The 14,421-nt window shown below is 71.3% G+C and carries 14 protein-coding genes and 1 pseudogene; 4 read left to right on the forward strand and 11 right to left on the reverse strand.

From position 1 onward, the window contains the following. Window positions 1-28: 28 nt before the first annotated feature. Entirely contained in the window at window positions 29-1,504 is a 1,476-nt protein-coding gene (locus AB0M76_RS25790; protein ID WP_365955113.1) for a hypothetical protein, read from the reverse strand. Between the two features lie 364 nt (window positions 1,505-1,868). On the opposite strand from AB0M76_RS25790, the gene AB0M76_RS25795 reads away from it, so the two are divergent. The 3 genes from AB0M76_RS25795 (at window position 1,869) to AB0M76_RS25805 (ending at window position 4,649) form a co-directional block, all read left to right on the forward strand. Continuing rightward, window positions 1,869-3,710, forward strand: a complete 1,842-nt coding sequence (locus AB0M76_RS25795; protein ID WP_365955114.1) for an endonuclease/exonuclease/phosphatase family protein — start codon at window positions 1,869-1,871, stop codon at window positions 3,708-3,710. Window positions 3,711-3,781: 71 nt separating this feature from the next. Further along, entirely contained in the window at window positions 3,782-4,228 is a 447-nt protein-coding gene (locus tag AB0M76_RS25800; protein WP_365955115.1) for a GNAT family N-acetyltransferase, read from the forward strand. Window positions 4,229-4,394: 166 nt separating this feature from the next. Next, complete coding sequence (locus AB0M76_RS25805; protein ID WP_365955117.1) at window positions 4,395-4,649, forward strand: hypothetical protein; 255 nt, start codon at window positions 4,395-4,397, stop codon at window positions 4,647-4,649. Between the two features lie 129 nt (window positions 4,650-4,778). Here the strand turns inward: AB0M76_RS25805 and dapD are convergent, their stop codons facing one another. Next, window positions 4,779-5,759, reverse strand: a complete 981-nt coding sequence (gene dapD, locus AB0M76_RS25810; RefSeq protein WP_365955118.1) for a 2,3,4,5-tetrahydropyridine-2,6-dicarboxylate N-succinyltransferase — start codon at window positions 5,757-5,759, stop codon at window positions 4,779-4,781. A 9-nt stretch (window positions 5,760-5,768) separates the two neighbouring features. Further along, window positions 5,769-6,980, reverse strand: coding sequence for an MFS transporter (locus tag AB0M76_RS25815; RefSeq protein WP_365955119.1), 1,212 nt, complete (start codon window positions 6,978-6,980; stop codon window positions 5,769-5,771). Window positions 6,981-7,081: 101 nt separating this feature from the next. Here AB0M76_RS25815 and AB0M76_RS25820 point away from each other — a divergent pair, with 101 nt between their 5' ends. Then, window positions 7,082-7,957, forward strand: coding sequence for a winged helix-turn-helix transcriptional regulator (locus tag AB0M76_RS25820; protein WP_266668211.1), 876 nt, complete (start codon window positions 7,082-7,084; stop codon window positions 7,955-7,957). Between the two features lie 97 nt (window positions 7,958-8,054). Here the strand turns inward: AB0M76_RS25820 and AB0M76_RS25825 are convergent. The 8 genes and pseudogenes from AB0M76_RS25825 to sufD form a co-directional block, all read right to left on the reverse strand. Further along, window positions 8,055-8,441, reverse strand: a pseudogene (locus AB0M76_RS25825) (TetR family transcriptional regulator); the annotation flags it as partial. Beyond that, complete coding sequence (locus tag AB0M76_RS25830) at window positions 8,437-9,807, reverse strand: DUF3616 domain-containing protein (RefSeq protein ID WP_365955120.1); 1,371 nt, start codon at window positions 9,805-9,807, stop codon at window positions 8,437-8,439. The gene AB0M76_RS25830 and the pseudogene AB0M76_RS25825, both read right to left, overlap by 5 nt. Window positions 9,808-10,016: 209 nt before the next feature. Beyond that, entirely contained in the window at window positions 10,017-10,364 is a 348-nt protein-coding gene (locus AB0M76_RS25835; RefSeq protein ID WP_365955121.1) for a metal-sulfur cluster assembly factor, read from the reverse strand. Beyond that, the gene (gene sufU, locus AB0M76_RS25840) at window positions 10,361-10,822 is read right to left on the reverse strand and encodes a Fe-S cluster assembly sulfur transfer protein SufU (RefSeq protein ID WP_030292254.1); all 462 of its coding nucleotides are present in this window, start codon (window positions 10,820-10,822) and stop codon (window positions 10,361-10,363) included. The genes AB0M76_RS25835 and sufU overlap by 4 nt, the downstream gene beginning before the upstream one ends. Window positions 10,823-10,844: 22 nt before the next feature. Then, on the reverse strand, window positions 10,845-12,101 hold the full coding sequence (locus tag AB0M76_RS25845) for a cysteine desulfurase (protein ID WP_365955122.1): 1,257 nt from the start codon (window positions 12,099-12,101) through the stop codon (window positions 10,845-10,847). Next, window positions 12,098-12,865, reverse strand: coding sequence for a Fe-S cluster assembly ATPase SufC (gene sufC / locus AB0M76_RS25850; protein ID WP_365955123.1), 768 nt, complete (start codon window positions 12,863-12,865; stop codon window positions 12,098-12,100). The genes AB0M76_RS25845 and sufC overlap by 4 nt, the downstream gene beginning before the upstream one ends. A gap of 7 nt (window positions 12,866-12,872) precedes the next feature. Further along, the gene (locus AB0M76_RS25855; RefSeq protein ID WP_053785806.1) at window positions 12,873-13,190 is read right to left on the reverse strand and encodes a bifunctional 3-phenylpropionate/cinnamic acid dioxygenase ferredoxin subunit; all 318 of its coding nucleotides are present in this window, start codon (window positions 13,188-13,190) and stop codon (window positions 12,873-12,875) included. Beyond that, a complete protein-coding gene (sufD, locus tag AB0M76_RS25860; RefSeq protein ID WP_365955124.1) occupies window positions 13,190-14,368 on the reverse strand; it encodes a Fe-S cluster assembly protein SufD in 1,179 nt (392 codons plus the stop codon). Before sufD ends, AB0M76_RS25855 begins: the two co-directional genes overlap by 1 nt. Window positions 14,369-14,421: the final 53 nt, after the last annotated feature.

Consider the following 14,421-nt stretch of genomic DNA (forward strand, 5'->3'; position numbering starts at 1 on the left):
GGCCCCCGCTCCCAGCACCCCCAGCGCGTCAGGACGGCCGCGAGCGGGCCTTGAAGGCGGCCTTGCGGGCCTCCTTGGCGGCCTTCTTGTCCGGGTGCACCCGGCCCATCGCCTCCAGCACGTACGCCGTCGCCGGGTGCTCCACCCGCCAGACCTGGTCGAAGAACCCGGCGTGGTGCGCGGTCAGCGACTCCATCAGCAGCGGCAGTTCCGCGGTCTCCCCGTCCGCCGCGAGCTGCGCCGCGATCGTGTCGACGGTCAGCCAGAACACCATCGCTCCGTCCGGCGCCGGTACGTCGGCCACCCCGCGCTCGGACAGCCAGACCCGGGCGAGCCCGCCGAGCTCCGGGTCGTCGAGCACCGCGCGCACCGCAGGCTCGGCCTCCGGGCCGGCCGGGGCGAGGGCCTGCTGGCAGCGCAGCCGGCGCAGCGGGCCGCCCTCGTCGGCGCCGCGGGCGGCGGCCAGCAGTTCGGCGACCGCGGCGGGCAGTTCGCGGCCGGTGAGCCACTGCTCGATCTCGGCCTGGGCCGCACCCTCGGGGTAGCCGGAGACGGCGTCGAGAAGGGCGTCCGCGCCCTTGTCGGCCAGCTCTCCGACGGCGGGGGCGACGACCCCGGCCTCCAGCATGCGGGCGCGGATCCCGTACAGGCCGAGCGGGGTCAGCCGCACCATCCCGTACCGGGAGACGTCCTCGTCGTCGGCAGCGCCGCCCGCCACCGAACCGGCGGCGAGCTCCTCGTCGTCCGCCTCCGCCATCAGCGCCTCGTCGACGGGCCGGAACTCCACGAGCCCGATCGGCTCCAGCTGCCGGAACTGGTCGTCGAGGCGCATCATCGCGTCCGAGACCTGCTCCAGCACAGCGTCGGTCGGCTCGCTCATGTCCTCCGGGATGACCATCGAAGCGGCGAGCACGGGCAGCGGAACCGGGCCGTCCGAGGCGCCGCGCTCGGCGACGGTGAGCAGGTAGAGGTTGGCGAGGACCCCGTCGAGGAAGTCCGCCTCGCGGCGCGGGTTCCAGTCCAGCTGGTCGAAGTCGATCTCGCCGCCCGCGTCCAACGCGTCGACGAGGCCGTCCAGATCGGGCACGGCCGTGTCCGCGAGGACGGTGTCCAGGGCGGCCAGCCACAGGTCGAGCACCTCGCCAGGCGCGCCGCCGGTCACCAGAGCCAGGTCCTCGCCGGGCACGGCGGTGCCGGACTCCTCGTCGCCGTCGTCCTCGGGCTCGGTCACGTCGACCAGGCCGGTGTCCACGGCCACGCGCCATGCCTGGCTCGCGAGGACCGGTCCTTCCTCGTCGGCGGCGTCGAAGCCGAGCGCGGCGGCGGCCCCGGGCAGCTGTGCGGCGACGAGTTCGCCGCCGATGTCGACGCGGGTGTCCGGTCCGGCCCAGCGGGCCAGCCGTACGGCGCGGGCGAACAGCGGGGCGACGAGGGCGTCGCGGGCCAGTTCCGCATCGGAGGGCAGCCGTACGGGCGGCAGCGTGGCGTGCGGCTCTGCGGACATGGGGCGGTCTCCTCGCGGACGCAGTGGGGCGGTGGGCACGGCCGCCGTGGGGCGGCGGTCGGGCCGCCCCCGGGGCGGTGGTCCGGCCGCCGCGGGCGGTCGTACGGCGCACAAGCGTAGACGCATATCGGGCGCGTCCGGCGGGTCATCTCCCTTGGTTCATCCCACAGTCAGCTTCCGTATCCCCTGGAGGCCTTGACAACTTCCCTGGTCACACAGGAAATTGACGCGCGTAGACATATGGGGAACCACCGGGATTCCAGCGGATCTCCTGCGGCCCGGCCGCGGACCCACCGCACGTATCCCGCCAAAACCACGCATCACCGCCTTCGCTTCTCTCTTCCACACACCGGAGTTCCTGACCATGCGCTCCTCGCATCCCCGTTCCGCCGCCGTCTCGGCACTCGTCGCCACCGCCCTGGCCACCGGCCTGCTGGCGGGCACCGCCGACGCCGCCGAAGGCGCCGCGTCCGCCGATCCGATACGCATCCACGACATCCAGGGCACCACCCGGATATCGCCGCTCAACGGCAAGCAGGTCGCCGATGTCGCGGGCATCGTGACCGGCGTGCGCACGTACGGCTCGCGCGGTTTCTGGATGCAGGACCCGGACGCCGACGACAACGACGCGACGAGTGAGGGCGTCTTCGTCTTCACCAGCTCCGTCCCGACCGTCGCCGTCGGCGATGCGGTCAAGGTCTCCGGCCTGGTCGGCGAGTACATCCCCGGCGGCGTCTCCTCCGGCAACCAGTCGGTCACCCAGATCTCCAAGCCGGCCGTGACCGTCGTCTCCTCGGGCAACGCGCTGCCCGAGGCCGCCGCGATCAACGAGTACAACGTGCCCGCCGAGTACGCCCCGGCAGGCGACCCCGCCGCCGCCGGCAGCATCAACGGCCTGACCCTGGACCCCTCGCGCTACGCCCTGGACTTCTACGAGTCCCTCGAGGGCATGAACGTGAAGATCGGCACCTCGCGCGTGGTCGGCGCCACCGACCCTCACGCGGAGCTGTGGGTCACGGTGAAGGGCTGGGAGAACACCGCCAAGCGCGGCGGCACGATCTACGGCTCGTACGAGTCCCAGAACACCGGCCGGCTCCAGATCCAGCAGCTCGCGCCGCTGGCGGAGCAGCCCTTCCCGGTGGCCAACGTCGGCGACAAGCTGACCGGCACCACCGAAGGCCCGCTGGACTTCAACCAGTTCGGCGGATACACGCTGGCGGCCCGCACCCTCGGCACGGTCAAGGCGGGCACCCTCGCCCCCGAGAAGACCAAGGCGCAGGCCGCGAACGAGCTCGCGGTGGCCACGTACAACGTGGAGAACCTCGACCCGAGCGACCCGCAGGAGAAGTTCGACAACCTGGCGAAGGCCGTCGTCGCGAACCTCGCCTCGCCCGACATCCTGGCCCTGGAGGAGATCCAGGACGACAACGGCGCCAAGAACGACGGCACCGTGTCGGCGGAGCAGACGCTGACGAAGTTCACGGCGGCGATCGTGGCGGCCGGCGGCCCGGCGTACCAGTGGCGCACCATCAACCCGGAGGACAAGAAGGACGGCGGCGAGCCCGGCGGCAACATCCGCCAGGTGTTCCTGTTCAACCCGGCCCGCGTCTCCTTCACCGACCGTGCGGCGGGCGACGCGGTGACCGCGACCGGTGTCGTCAAGGAGCAGGGCAAGGCCGCCCTGACCCACTCCCCCGGCCGGATCGACCCGGCGAACCCGGCGTGGGCCGACAGCCGCAAGCCGCTCGCGGGCGAGTTCGTCTTCAAGGGCAAGACGGTCTTCGTGATCGCGAACCACTTCGGCTCCAAGGGCGGCGACGAGGGCCTGACCTCGTCCCACCAGCCGCCGGTCCGCTCCTCGGAGGCCAAGCGGCTGCTGCAGGCGCAGGCCGTGAACGGCTTCGTCAAGGAGCTCCTGGCGGCGGACAAGAACGCGAACGTCCTCGCCGTCGGCGACATCAACGACTTCGAGTTCTCGGGGACCACGCAGGCGCTGGAGGACGGCGGATCGCTGTACGCGGCGGTCAAGTCGCTGCCGAAGGCGGAGCGCTACTCGTACGTCTTCCAGGGCAACGCCCAGGTGCTGGACCAGATCCTGACCAGCCCGGCGATCAAGTCGTTCACGTACGACAGCGTGCACATCAACGCGGAGTTCTCGGCGCAGAACAGCGACCACGACCCGCAGGTGCTCCGCTTCCGCCCGTAACCGCGGTGCGGACCTGAGCCGCAGGGGGCCCGGACGCCGTCTCGTCCGGGCCCCCTGCCACACTTCCGGTCATGATCTTCCGTACTGCCACCCGTGAGGACCTGCCCGCCGTACTGGCCCTGCTGGCGGACGCCGGCGAGGAGGAGCGGGCCGAGGTCACCGAGGCGCACGAGCAGGCTTTCGCCGCGATCGAGGCGGACGCCCGCAACGAGATGCTGGTCCTCTGCGAGGGCGGGACGGGGACGGTGCTCGGCTGCCTCCAGCTGACGTACGTCCCGGGCCTCGGCCAGGGCGGGCGGGAGCGGGCGCTGGTCGAGGCGGTGCGGATCCGCGAGGACCGCCGGTGCGGCGGGCTGGGCGCGGAGCTGATGCGGCTGGCGGTGGCGCGGGCGCGCGAGCGCGGCTGCGGCCTGGTCCAGCTGACCAGCAACAAGCAGCGGGCGGACGCCCACCGCTTCTACGAGCGGCTGGGCTTCGCGCGCAGCCACGAGGGCTTCAAGCTGCGCCTGGCGGAGTGAGCGGGGAGGCCTCCGGACCGGTTCGGGGGACAAGTGGGGACTTTCGCCCCTGGCGTGACGCTCGCCACATCACTCCCCATTCGACCCGGGTTGTGGTGTTGAGTGTCCCCACGCTCGACAGCGTCCCCACGCTCGGCCATGTCCGCCCGTATCCCCGGAGGACCGCGTGTTCCCCTCCATCTCCCTCGCCCAGGAAATCGGCCTTGCCGTCCTGCTCGTGGCCGCCCTCGTCTGGGTGCTCGGCCTCGGCCACATGCTGTGGGACGCCCGCTTCCACCACCCGGAGCCCGGCGCGTTCGAGGGCATCGCGGTGATCCCGGCGCAGCGCACTGCTGCCGCGCACCCGATGGAGTCGGTCGAACTGACCGAGGCGGAGGAAGAGGCCTTCGCCGGCCTCATCCGCACCCTCCCCCACTCCTGACCGACCCGTCCTCCCGCGCTCGGGGCGGGGGGACGTTCCCGGGACCGGGAGAAACACGACGCCCTCACCACCCCTTGCCGGGGTGATGAGGGCGTCGTGGCCGTACCGGGCAGCCGGGGCCCGTAGGCGTCAGTTGTGGGAGTGGAGGACCTCGTTCAGGCCGCCCCAGACCGCGTTGTTCGGGCGGGCCTCGACCGTGCCGGTGACCGAGTTGCGGCGGAAGAGGATGTTGCTGGCGCCCGAGAGCTCCAGGGCCTTGACGATCTGGCCGTCCGGGAGGGTGACGCGGGTGCCCGCGGTCACGTACAGGCCGGCCTCGACGATGCACTCGTCGCCCAGCGCGATGCCGACGCCCGCCTCGGCGCCGATCAGGCAGCGCTCGCCGATCGAGATGATCTGCTTGCCGCCGCCCGAGAGGGTGCCCATCGTGGACGCGCCGCCGCCGATGTCGGAGCCGTCGCCGACCACGACGCCCGCCGAGATGCGGCCCTCGATCATGGAGGTGCCGAGGGTGCCGGCGTTGAAGTTGACGAAGCCCTCGTGCATGACGGTGGTGCCCTCGGCGAGGTGCGCGCCGAGGCGGACCCGGTCCGCGTCGGCGATGCGCACGCCCTTGGGGGCGACGTAGTCCGTCATCCGCGGGAACTTGTCGATCGAGGTGACCTGGAGGTACAGGCCCTCGGCGCGCGCGTTCAGGCGTACGGCCTCCACCTGGTCCACGGCGACCGGGCCCAGCGAGGTCCAGGCGACGTTGGCCAGCAGTCCGAAGACGCCGTCCAGGCTCTGGCCGTGCGGCCTGACCAGGCGGTGGCTGAGCAGGTGCAGGCGCAGGTACGCGTCGTGCGCGTCCAGCGGCTTGTCCTCGAGGGAGGAGATCACGGTGCGGACGGCTACGACCTCGACGTCGCGGACCGCGTCCAGGCGGATCGCCTTGGCCGCGGCGGCGCCCAGCAGGTCCACGGCCTGGTCGGCGGTGAGGCGCTCGGTGCCGGCCGGGCCGGGCTCGGCGACCAGCTCGGGGGCGGGGAACCAGGTGTCGAGGACGGTGCCGTCGGAGGCGATGGTGGCAAGTCCGGCGGCGACGGCGCCGGTGGTACGCGTAGCAGTCATGTCCGAAACCTAACCGGCGACGGCCTGCGGTTGCGAACCGGTCTCATGTGCCGGTCGGCCCGCGTGTCGCCGCTGCCGCGCCGACACCCACAGCACCGCCCCGCCCGCGCCCGCCGCCAGCGCCGCGCACAGCGGCCACAGCAGCCCGGGCGCAGCCGCGTACAGCGCTCCGCCCAGCGGCGGCCCGAGGACGACGCCGCTGACCGAGACCCCCGCGTACAGGCTCTGGAACCGCCCGATGGCGTGCTCGGGCGCCTGGTCGGCGACGTACGCGGTGGCGGTGGTCTTGTACAGGATCTCGCCGAGGCTCAGCAGCACCATCATCACCACGGCGCTCGTCACCCCCACCCCGGGCAGCAGCGCCGCGTACCCGGCCCCGACCAGCACCAGGCCGGTCCCGATGACCGGGAGCGGCGGCCGGGCGCGCAGTGCGACGGCGGCCGGGAGCTCGAGCAGCAGGATGACCGCGCCGTTGAGGGCGATCACGAGGCCGAAGGCCCGGGTGCCCTGTCCGTGGTCGGCCAGGAAGACGGGGAAGGTGCCGTACTGCTGGCGGTAGACGAGGTCGGTCACCAGGATCGCGCCCAGGAGGACGAGTACGGCGGGCCGGGCGCGCAGCTGCGCCCACAGGCCGCGGCCCCGACCCCCGTCCGGGGCCGCGGCGGCATTGCGGGAGGCGCCGCGGGCGGGGACGACCCGCGCGGTCCAGAGGGCGAAGAACAGGGTCCCGAGCCCGTCGCAGACGAAGAGCCAGTCGTACGAGAGTCCGGTCGCGATCACGGCTCCGAGGGGCGGGCCGAGGGTGAAGCCGCCGTTGGAGACGCAGCGGACGACGGCGAAGGCGTGCCGGCGGGCCCCCTCGGGGACGGTGACGGCGACCAGCGCGGAGTTCGCGGCCCGGACCACGCCGGAGGCGTACTGGGCCAGCGGCAGGGCGGCGTAGAGCCCGGCGGTGGGCAGGAGCGGGAGGGACATCAGGGCGAGGCCGCCGGCGGTGGAGGCGGCGAGCAGCACCCGGCGGTGGCCGAAGCGGTCCCCGTACCAGCCGCCGGTGAAGTTCCCGGCGACGAGGCCGACGCCGCCGATGCCGGTGACCAGGCCCGCCTGGGCGGCGCCGAGGCCGCGCGGACCGGTCAGGTACAGGAAGACGAAGACGAAGGTGAAGCTGACGACGGCGTTGACGAACACCCCCGCCGCCAGCAGCCACACCGCTCTCGGCACGTCCTTGAAGCCTTGCACCACACCCCCCGCGCCACTCAGTTCCTTTTGGGAACGGACTATGTCAGCATGACAGCCTTGGGTCAACGGACAAAGGAGTGCCCATGGCCCAGCGCACACACCTCGACGACGCGGACTGCGCCATCGCCCAGGCCCTCGACGTGGTGGGCGACTGGTGGACGCTGCTGATCGTGCGCGACGCCGCGCGCGGCGTGCACCGCTTCGACGCGTTCCAGCGCGAGCTGGGGATGTCCCGCAAGGTGCTGGCCGAGCGGCTGAAGCTGCTGGTCGAAGCCGGGGTGCTGACGCGCGAGCCGTACCAGGAACGTCCGGTGCGGCACGAGTACCGGCTGACCCCGCGCGGGCGGGGGCTGCTGCCGGTCCTGGTGGCCCTCCAGGACTGGGGAGACGCCTGGGTCCTGGGAGAGGGAGAGATGACGGCGACGACGGAGGAGTCCTCGCGGGAGGCGGAACGGGTGCATGCGCTGCGCGGCACGCGGCTGCCGGAGCTGGCGCTGCCGGACCGGTTCGGGGAGGTCCGGGATCCGGTGGCGGACACGCCGTTCACGGTCCTGTACTGCTTCCCTGGCGCGTACGCCCGGGCCGAGTCCTACCCGCCGGGGTGGGCGGGGATCCCGGGGGCGAAGGGCTGCACGTTCGAGTCGTGCACGTACCGGGACCAGCTGGCGGAGTTCACGGCGGCGGGGGCGACGGTGCACGGGGTGTCCACCCAGCGGCCCGATGAGCAGCGGGAGTTCGCGGAGGCGGAGGGGCTGCGGTTTCCGCTGCTCTCGGATGCGGAGCTTTCGCTGACGGCGGCGTTGCGGTTGCCGACGTTTCGGGCGGCGGGGGTGAGTCGGCTGAAGCGGTTGACGCTGGTGGTGGATCGGGGGCGGGTGGTGCGGGAGGTGATCTATCCGATCCGGGACATCGAGGGCAGTGTCGCTGCGGCGTTGGCCGCGGTGCGGGCTGCCGAGTAGCGTCGCCGCCGGGTGCGGGTTCCGCCGCGCGGGACTTTCTCCCCGCCCCGCCCTTTCACCGTCTCCCCGGGGGCTCCGCCCCCGGACCCCCCGCGCCTCAAACACCGGCGGGGCCGCAGCTCAGGATTCGGCCGAGCATCTCGCGGGTGTACGGCTCGTCGTACTCCGTCGCCGTCAGCAGTACCTGGAGGCTGATGCCGTCCATCACCGCCACCAGGGCCCGGGCCGTCCGCGGGTCCACTCGGTGGGTCAGGGCCGCCGAGACCGACTCCGTCCACTCCGCCGCCACCGGGCGCAGCGCCGGACGGCGCAGCGCCTCCAGGTACAGCTCGTACTCCAGCTCCGCCCGCGCCCGGTCGGCCGTCAGGAACTCCCCCAGCAGCCGCGCCAGTGCCCCCGCCAGGTCCGGGTCGTCGACGTCCGGCACCGGCACGAAGCCTGCGTTCGCCTGTCGCAGTGCCGCGACCAGCAGGTCGTCCTCAGTTCAGCGTGAACCAGGCCGCACGGGCCTTCTTCCACTCCGGGTGCGCCAGGTCCTTCGCCTCGACCCCGTCCCCGTACAGGTCCGCGGACCCGCTGTCCGTGATCAGCTGCACGCGCGCCCCCGCCACCGACAGGTCCGGAACGTCCACGACGGCCTCCCAGCCGCCCGGGTCGGTCGTCGGCAGGTCGGCCCGCTTGACCGGGGCGTGGCCCGCGACGCCGTCCCACTGGTAGAGCGCGTACGGGTCCGAGTTGTCGTCCGCGGCCCAGGAGCCGGCCAGGATCAGGTACTGGTTCGCCGCGTTCTTGCGGATGTCGCGGATCGCCAGCCCGCCGAGGTCGAGCTCGATGCCCGCCCCGAAGGTGGCCTTGGCCCCGCTGGAGAGCACCTTGTCGAAGTTGGTCACCGGCACGATCAGCGCCTTGCCGCCCGGCACCGCCGGGGCCAGCGGGGCGCGGAAGCCCAGGTAGGCGGTCGTGGTCGAGCCCGGCGCGAACTCCAGCCCCTCCACGTTGAAGCCGTCGATCTGCTTGGGCGCCTCGCCCGCCGCCGTGCCGGCCGCGAAGCCGTAGCGGTTGCCGTTCGCCGTGTCCCAGGCCACCAGCTCGTCGCGGAGCTTCTTGTACGAGCGCCCGTACGCGAGCTGCGTGCCCGACCCGGAGCCGGTCACCGTGGTGGTGAACACCGTGTTCCGGGGCGCCTTGTACTCGCCGTCCTTGTTGTTGCCGAGCGAGCCCGTCCAGTAGATGGTGTTGCCGATCAGGGTCGCCCCCTCGATGTCCACCTCCTTGGTGACGCCGAGCTGCGAGCTGAAGTCCCAGGTCCGGACCGGGGCGGCCGAGCAGGAACGGTCGTACAGGCGCAGCACGTTGCTCTCGTCGTCGGCGACCACGGTGTAGCCGCCGTCCACGTCCACGGCGGCCGAGGAGTCCGAGGCACCGGTGAAGTACCGGGCCTCGGCCGGGTTCTGCACGGCGGCCGAGGCGGCGTAGGACAGGGTCTTGGTGGCGCTCTTGCCGCCCAGCCCCGCCACCTTGACGGTGAGGTTGGTGTAGCCGCGGCCGCGCGCGGTGACGGCCAGCTGCCGCACCGCCCCGGCCCCGGTGACGGTCACGTCGCCCGTGCCGGCGACCGAGGCCTTGCTCGACGCGGAGGCGCTGACCGTCAGCGCGGACACGTCGGCGCCGCTCTGCCCGACGGTCACGTTCACCACGGGGTCCCCGACCGCGCCGACGGCGCCGGACAGGTACGACGCGGACAGGCTGATGGTCGGCGTCCCGTACGTCACCGCCTGCGCGGGCACGACCGTGACCGTCCCGGCGACGACCAGCGCCGCGATCCCTGCGATACCAAGCTGCTTCTTCATCGGTGTCCCCACGAGTCGAGCCGAGCGCGAACCACACGTCACGCCGTGACGGCCGTCGAGCAGGTTCGGCCACCGTGGCCAACTGCCGGTGCACTTCAATCGTCCGCCGGACGAACACGCAGGGCCTCCCGGGAGCTTCCGGAAACTCCCGGAAAACGCGAGGGGCCCCCGGCACAGAGTGCCGGGGGCCCCTCGCGGAACGAGGTCGCTCAGACGTTGAAGCCGAGCGCGCGCAGCTGCTCGCGGCCGTCGTCCGTGATCTTGTCCGGGCCCCACGGGGGCATCCAGACCCAGTTGATGCGGAGCTCGTTGACGATGCCGTCCGTCGCCGACTTCGCCTGGTCCTCGATGACGTCCGTCAGCGGGCAGGCCGCCGAGGTCAGCGTCATGTCGAGGGTCGCGATGTTCGCGTCGTCGATGTGGATGCCGTAGATCAGGCCCAGGTTGACGACGTCGATCCCCAGCTCGGGGTCGACCACGTCGTAGAGGGCCTCGCGGACCTCCTCCTCGGTGGCCGGCTTGATCGCCGCCTCGGCGGGCGTCGCGTTCTCGGTCATGCCGTCTTCCTCTCCGCGTCGCCCAGTGCTTGGGCGGTCGCGTCCTTCCAGGCCATCCAGCTCAGCAGAGCACACTTCACGCGAGCCGGGTACTTGGAGACGCCGACGAACGCGACCGCGTCCTCCAGCACCTCCTCCATGGCCTCGTCGGGCTCGATCTTGCCCTTCGACTGCATCATCTCCAGGAACACGCCCTGGATCTTCTGCGCCTCGGCCAGCTCCTTGCCGACGAGCAGCTCGTTCAGCACGGACGCGCTGGCCTGGCTGATGGAGCAGCCCTGGCCCTCGTACGAGACGTCGGTGAGCGTCTCGCCGTCGTACTTCACGCGCAGCGTGATCTCGTCGCCGCACGTCGGGTTGACGTGGTGCACCTCGGCATCGCCGTCGCGCAGGCCACGCCCGTGCGGGTGCTTGTAGTGGTCCAGGATCAGTTCCTGGTACATCGAATCCAGCTTCACTGCGTCGTCCTCGTCGCCCTCGTCAGCCGAAGAAGTTCCGTACGTGCTCCAGCCCGTCGATCAGTGCATCGACGTCGGCCGGAGAGGAGTACAGGTAGAAAGACGCTCGCGTGGTCGCAGGAATTCCGTAGCGCAGGCAGACCGGGCGCGCACAGTGGTGTCCCACGCGGACCGCGATGCCCTGCTCGTCCAGGACCTGGCCGACATCGTGGGGGTGGATGTCACCGAGCGTGAAGGAGATCGCGGCGCCGCGGTCCTCGGCCGTGGTGGGGCCGATGATCCGCAGGTCGGGGACCTCCAGGAGGCGCTTCACCGCGTACTCGGTGATCGCGTGCTCGTGCGCGGCGATCTTGTCCATGCCGATCGCGGTCAGGTAGTCCACGGCCGCGCCGAGGCCGACGGCCTGGGCGATCGGGGGCGTACCGGCCTCGAACTTGTGGGGCGCCGGGGCGTACGTCGAGGCGTGCATCGACACGGTCTCGATCATCTCGCCGCCGCCGAGGAACGGAGGCAGGTCTTCCAGGAGCTCCTGGCGGCCCCAGAGCACGCCGATGCCGGTCGGGCCGCACATCTTGTGGCCGGTGAAGGCCACGAAGTCGGCACCGAGCGCCTGGACGTCCAGCGGCATGTGCGGAGCGGCCTGCGAGGCGTCGATCAACACGAGCGCGCCGACCTCCTGCGCGCGCCGGACGATCGCGTCGACCGGGTTGATCGTGCCCATGATGTTGGAGACCAGCGTGAAGGAGACGATCTTCGTCTTCTCCGTGATGACCTCTTCGATGTTGGACAGGTCGAGCCGGCCGTCGTCGGTCAAGCCGAACCACTTCAGCTTCGCGCCGGTCCGCTGCGAGAGCAGCTGCCACGGGACGATGTTGGAGTGGTGCTCCATCTCCGTGATGGCGATCTCGGTCTCGCGGTCGACCCGGTAGGGCTCGTCCGCCCAGCCGAGCATGTTCGCGACCAGGTTGAGCGACTCCGAGGCGTTCTTGGTGAAGATCACCTCGTCGCGGCTCGGCGCGTTGATGAAGGCGGCGACCTTGTCGCGGGCGCCCTCGTACAGCGCCGTGGCCTCCTCGGCGAGCACGTGCACGCCACGGTGGACGTTGGCGTTGTGCTGCTCGTAGTACTCGTTCAACGCGTCGAGCACCTGGCGCGGCTTCTGCGAGGTCGCCGCATTGTCCAGGTAAACGATCTTCTTCCCGTCGTGGACCACACGATCCAGAAGGGGGAAGTCCTTGCGGATCGCCTCGATGTCGAGGAGGCCAGGCATCTGTGTCACGCGGTCGCGCCACCCTTCGTGCTGTACGACTCGTAGCCTTCCGCCTCCAGCTTGTCGGCGAGTTCGGCGCCGCCGGACTCGACGATGCGGCCTTCGGAGAAGACGTGGACGAAGTCGGGCTTGATGTAGCGGAGGATCCGCGTGTAGTGCGTGATCAGCAGGGTGCCGACCTCACCGGTCTCGTGGACGCGGTTGACGCCCTCGGAGACCTGGCGCAGGGCGTCGACGTCGAGGCCGGAGTCGGTCTCGTCGAGGATCGCGATCTTCGGCTTCAGGAGCTCCAGCTGGAGGATCTCGTGGCGCTTCTTCTCACCGCCGGAGAAGCCCTCGTTGACGTTGCGCTCGGCGAAGGCCGGGTCCATCTGGAGCTGCTCCATCGCGGACTTGACCTCCTTCACCCAGGTACGCAGCTTCGGCGCCTCGCCGCGGATGGCGGTGGCCGACGTACGCAGGAAGTTGGAGACCGAGACGCCGGGGACCTCGACCGGGTACTGCATGGCGAGGAAGACGCCGGCGCGGGCGCGCTCGTCGACCGACATCTCCAGGACGTCCTCGCCGTCGAGGGTCACGGTGCCACCGGTGATGGTGTACTTCGGGTGACCGGCGAGCGAGTATGCCAGGGTGGACTTGCCGGAGCCGTTCGGACCCATGATGGCGTGCGTCTCACCCTGCTTGACGGTGAGGTCGACGCCCTTGAGGATCTCGCGGGCGCCGTTCTCGGCCTCGACGGAGACGTGCAGGTCGTGGATTTCAAGCGTTGCCATGGATACCTCAGGACTCCTGGGTGAGGGAGACGAGCACGTCGTCCCCTTCGATCTTTACGGGGTATACGGGTACGGGGCGGGTCGCCGGCAGACCGGAGGGCTTGCCGGTGCGCAGGTCGAAGGAGGACCCGTGCAGCCAGCACTCGATCATGCAGTCCTCGACCTCGCCCTCCGAGAGCGAGACGTTCGCGTGCGAGCAGATGTCGTTGATCGCGAACACCTCCCCCTCGGTGGAGACGATGGACACCGGCGTGCCGTCGAGTTCCACCCGCTTCGGGGTGTTCTCCTCGAGCTCGCTCAGCGCACAGGCCTTGACGTAGGTCATCAGACGGACGCCTCGAGCTCGGTCTCGATCTTGGCGAGGAGGCGCTCCTCGATGTCCGGGACACCGATCTGCTGGACGAGCTCGGCGAAGAAGCCGCGCACGACCAGGCGGCGGGCCTCGCCGGCCGGGATGCCGCGGGCCTGCAGGTAGAAGAGCTGCTCGTCGTCGAAGCGGCCGGTCGCGGAGGCGTGGCCGGCGCCGACGATCTCGCCGGTCTCGATCTCCAGGTTCGGCACCGAGTCGACCCGCGCGCCGTCCGTGAGGACGAGGTTGCGGTTCATCTCGTAGGTGTCGGTGCCCTCGGCGCTCTTCTCGATGAGGACGTCACCGATCCAGACGGCGTGGGCGCCTTCGCCCTGCAGCGCACCCTTGTAGACCACGTGGGACTTGCAGTGCGGGGCGTCGTGCGTGACCAGGAGGCGGTGCTCCTGGTGCTGGTCGGCGTCCGTGAAGTACAGGCCCAGGAGCTCGGCCTCGCCGCCGGGGCCCGCGTAGCTGACCCGCGGGTGCAGGCGTACGACGTCGCCGCCGAAGGTGACCACGATCGACTTGAAGGTCGCGTCGCGGCCGACCAGCGCGTTGTGCTGGGAGCAGTGGACGGCGGTGTCGTCCCAGTCCTGCACGGAGACGACGGTGAGCTTGGCGCCGTCGCCGACGAGGAAGTCGACGTTGGCGGCGCGCACGCCGTCACCGGTGTGGTCGATGACGATGACGGCCTCGGCGAAGGCCTGTACGTCGAAGACGGTGTGCCCGAAGGTCGTGCCGCCCTCGCCGTGCAGCGAGACGCGCACCGGCTCGGTCAGGACGGCCTCCTTGGGCACGGTGACGACCGTGGCCTTGGCGAAGGACGAGAACGCCTGGGCGGCGATCCGGTCCACCGGGGTGCCGGCCTTGCCGATGCGCGCGTCGCCGCGCTCCACCGACTCGACGGTGACGCCCTCGGGCGCGTCGATCTGGGCCTTCATGGTGCCGTTGGCGACCGCGGTGCCGTCGTGCAGCCCGCGCAGGCGCGCCAGCGGGGTGAACCGCCACTCCTCCTCGCGGCCGTGGGGGACGGGGAAGTCCGCCACGTCGAAGGACGGGGGTGCGCTCATCCGGGTGGCGACGGTGGACTCGGCGGCCACCGCGATCGCGCCGGCGGTGGTCGAACCCGCCGGAATGTTCTGAGCCTCAGCCATGGCTGTCTTCGTGCTCTCTTCCTACGTCAAAGAATGTCTGCGGGACTCGGTCG

Source organism: Streptomyces sp. NPDC051364, assembly GCF_040682115.1.
Lineage (GTDB): Bacteria > Actinomycetota > Actinomycetes > Streptomycetales > Streptomycetaceae > Streptomyces.

What these genes read in the sequence shown, in the direction of transcription:
- AB0M76_RS25830 (WP_365955120.1), bottom strand. Translation starts at nt 9,807, where the DNA reads ATGAAGAAGCAGCTTGGTATCGCAGGGATCGCGGCGCTGGTCGTCGCC.
- AB0M76_RS25855 (WP_053785806.1), bottom strand. Translation starts at nt 13,190, where the DNA reads ATGACCTACGTCAAGGCCTGTGCGCTGAGCGAGCTCGAGGAGAACACC.
- sufD (WP_365955124.1), bottom strand. Translation starts at nt 14,368, where the DNA reads ATGGCTGAGGCTCAGAACATTCCGGCGGGTTCGACCACCGCCGGCGCG.
- sufC (WP_365955123.1), bottom strand. Translation starts at nt 12,865, where the DNA reads ATGGCAACGCTTGAAATCCACGACCTGCACGTCTCCGTCGAGGCCGAG.
- AB0M76_RS25795 (WP_365955114.1), top strand. Translation starts at nt 1,869, where the DNA reads ATGCGCTCCTCGCATCCCCGTTCCGCCGCCGTCTCGGCACTCGTCGCC.
- AB0M76_RS25790 (WP_365955113.1), bottom strand. Translation starts at nt 1,504, where the DNA reads ATGTCCGCAGAGCCGCACGCCACGCTGCCGCCCGTACGGCTGCCCTCC.
- AB0M76_RS25800 (WP_365955115.1), top strand. Translation starts at nt 3,782, where the DNA reads ATGATCTTCCGTACTGCCACCCGTGAGGACCTGCCCGCCGTACTGGCC.
- dapD (WP_365955118.1), bottom strand. Translation starts at nt 5,759, where the DNA reads ATGACTGCTACGCGTACCACCGGCGCCGTCGCCGCCGGACTTGCCACC.
- AB0M76_RS25820 (WP_266668211.1), top strand. Translation starts at nt 7,082, where the DNA reads ATGGCCCAGCGCACACACCTCGACGACGCGGACTGCGCCATCGCCCAG.
- AB0M76_RS25835 (WP_365955121.1), bottom strand. Translation starts at nt 10,364, where the DNA reads ATGACCGAGAACGCGACGCCCGCCGAGGCGGCGATCAAGCCGGCCACC.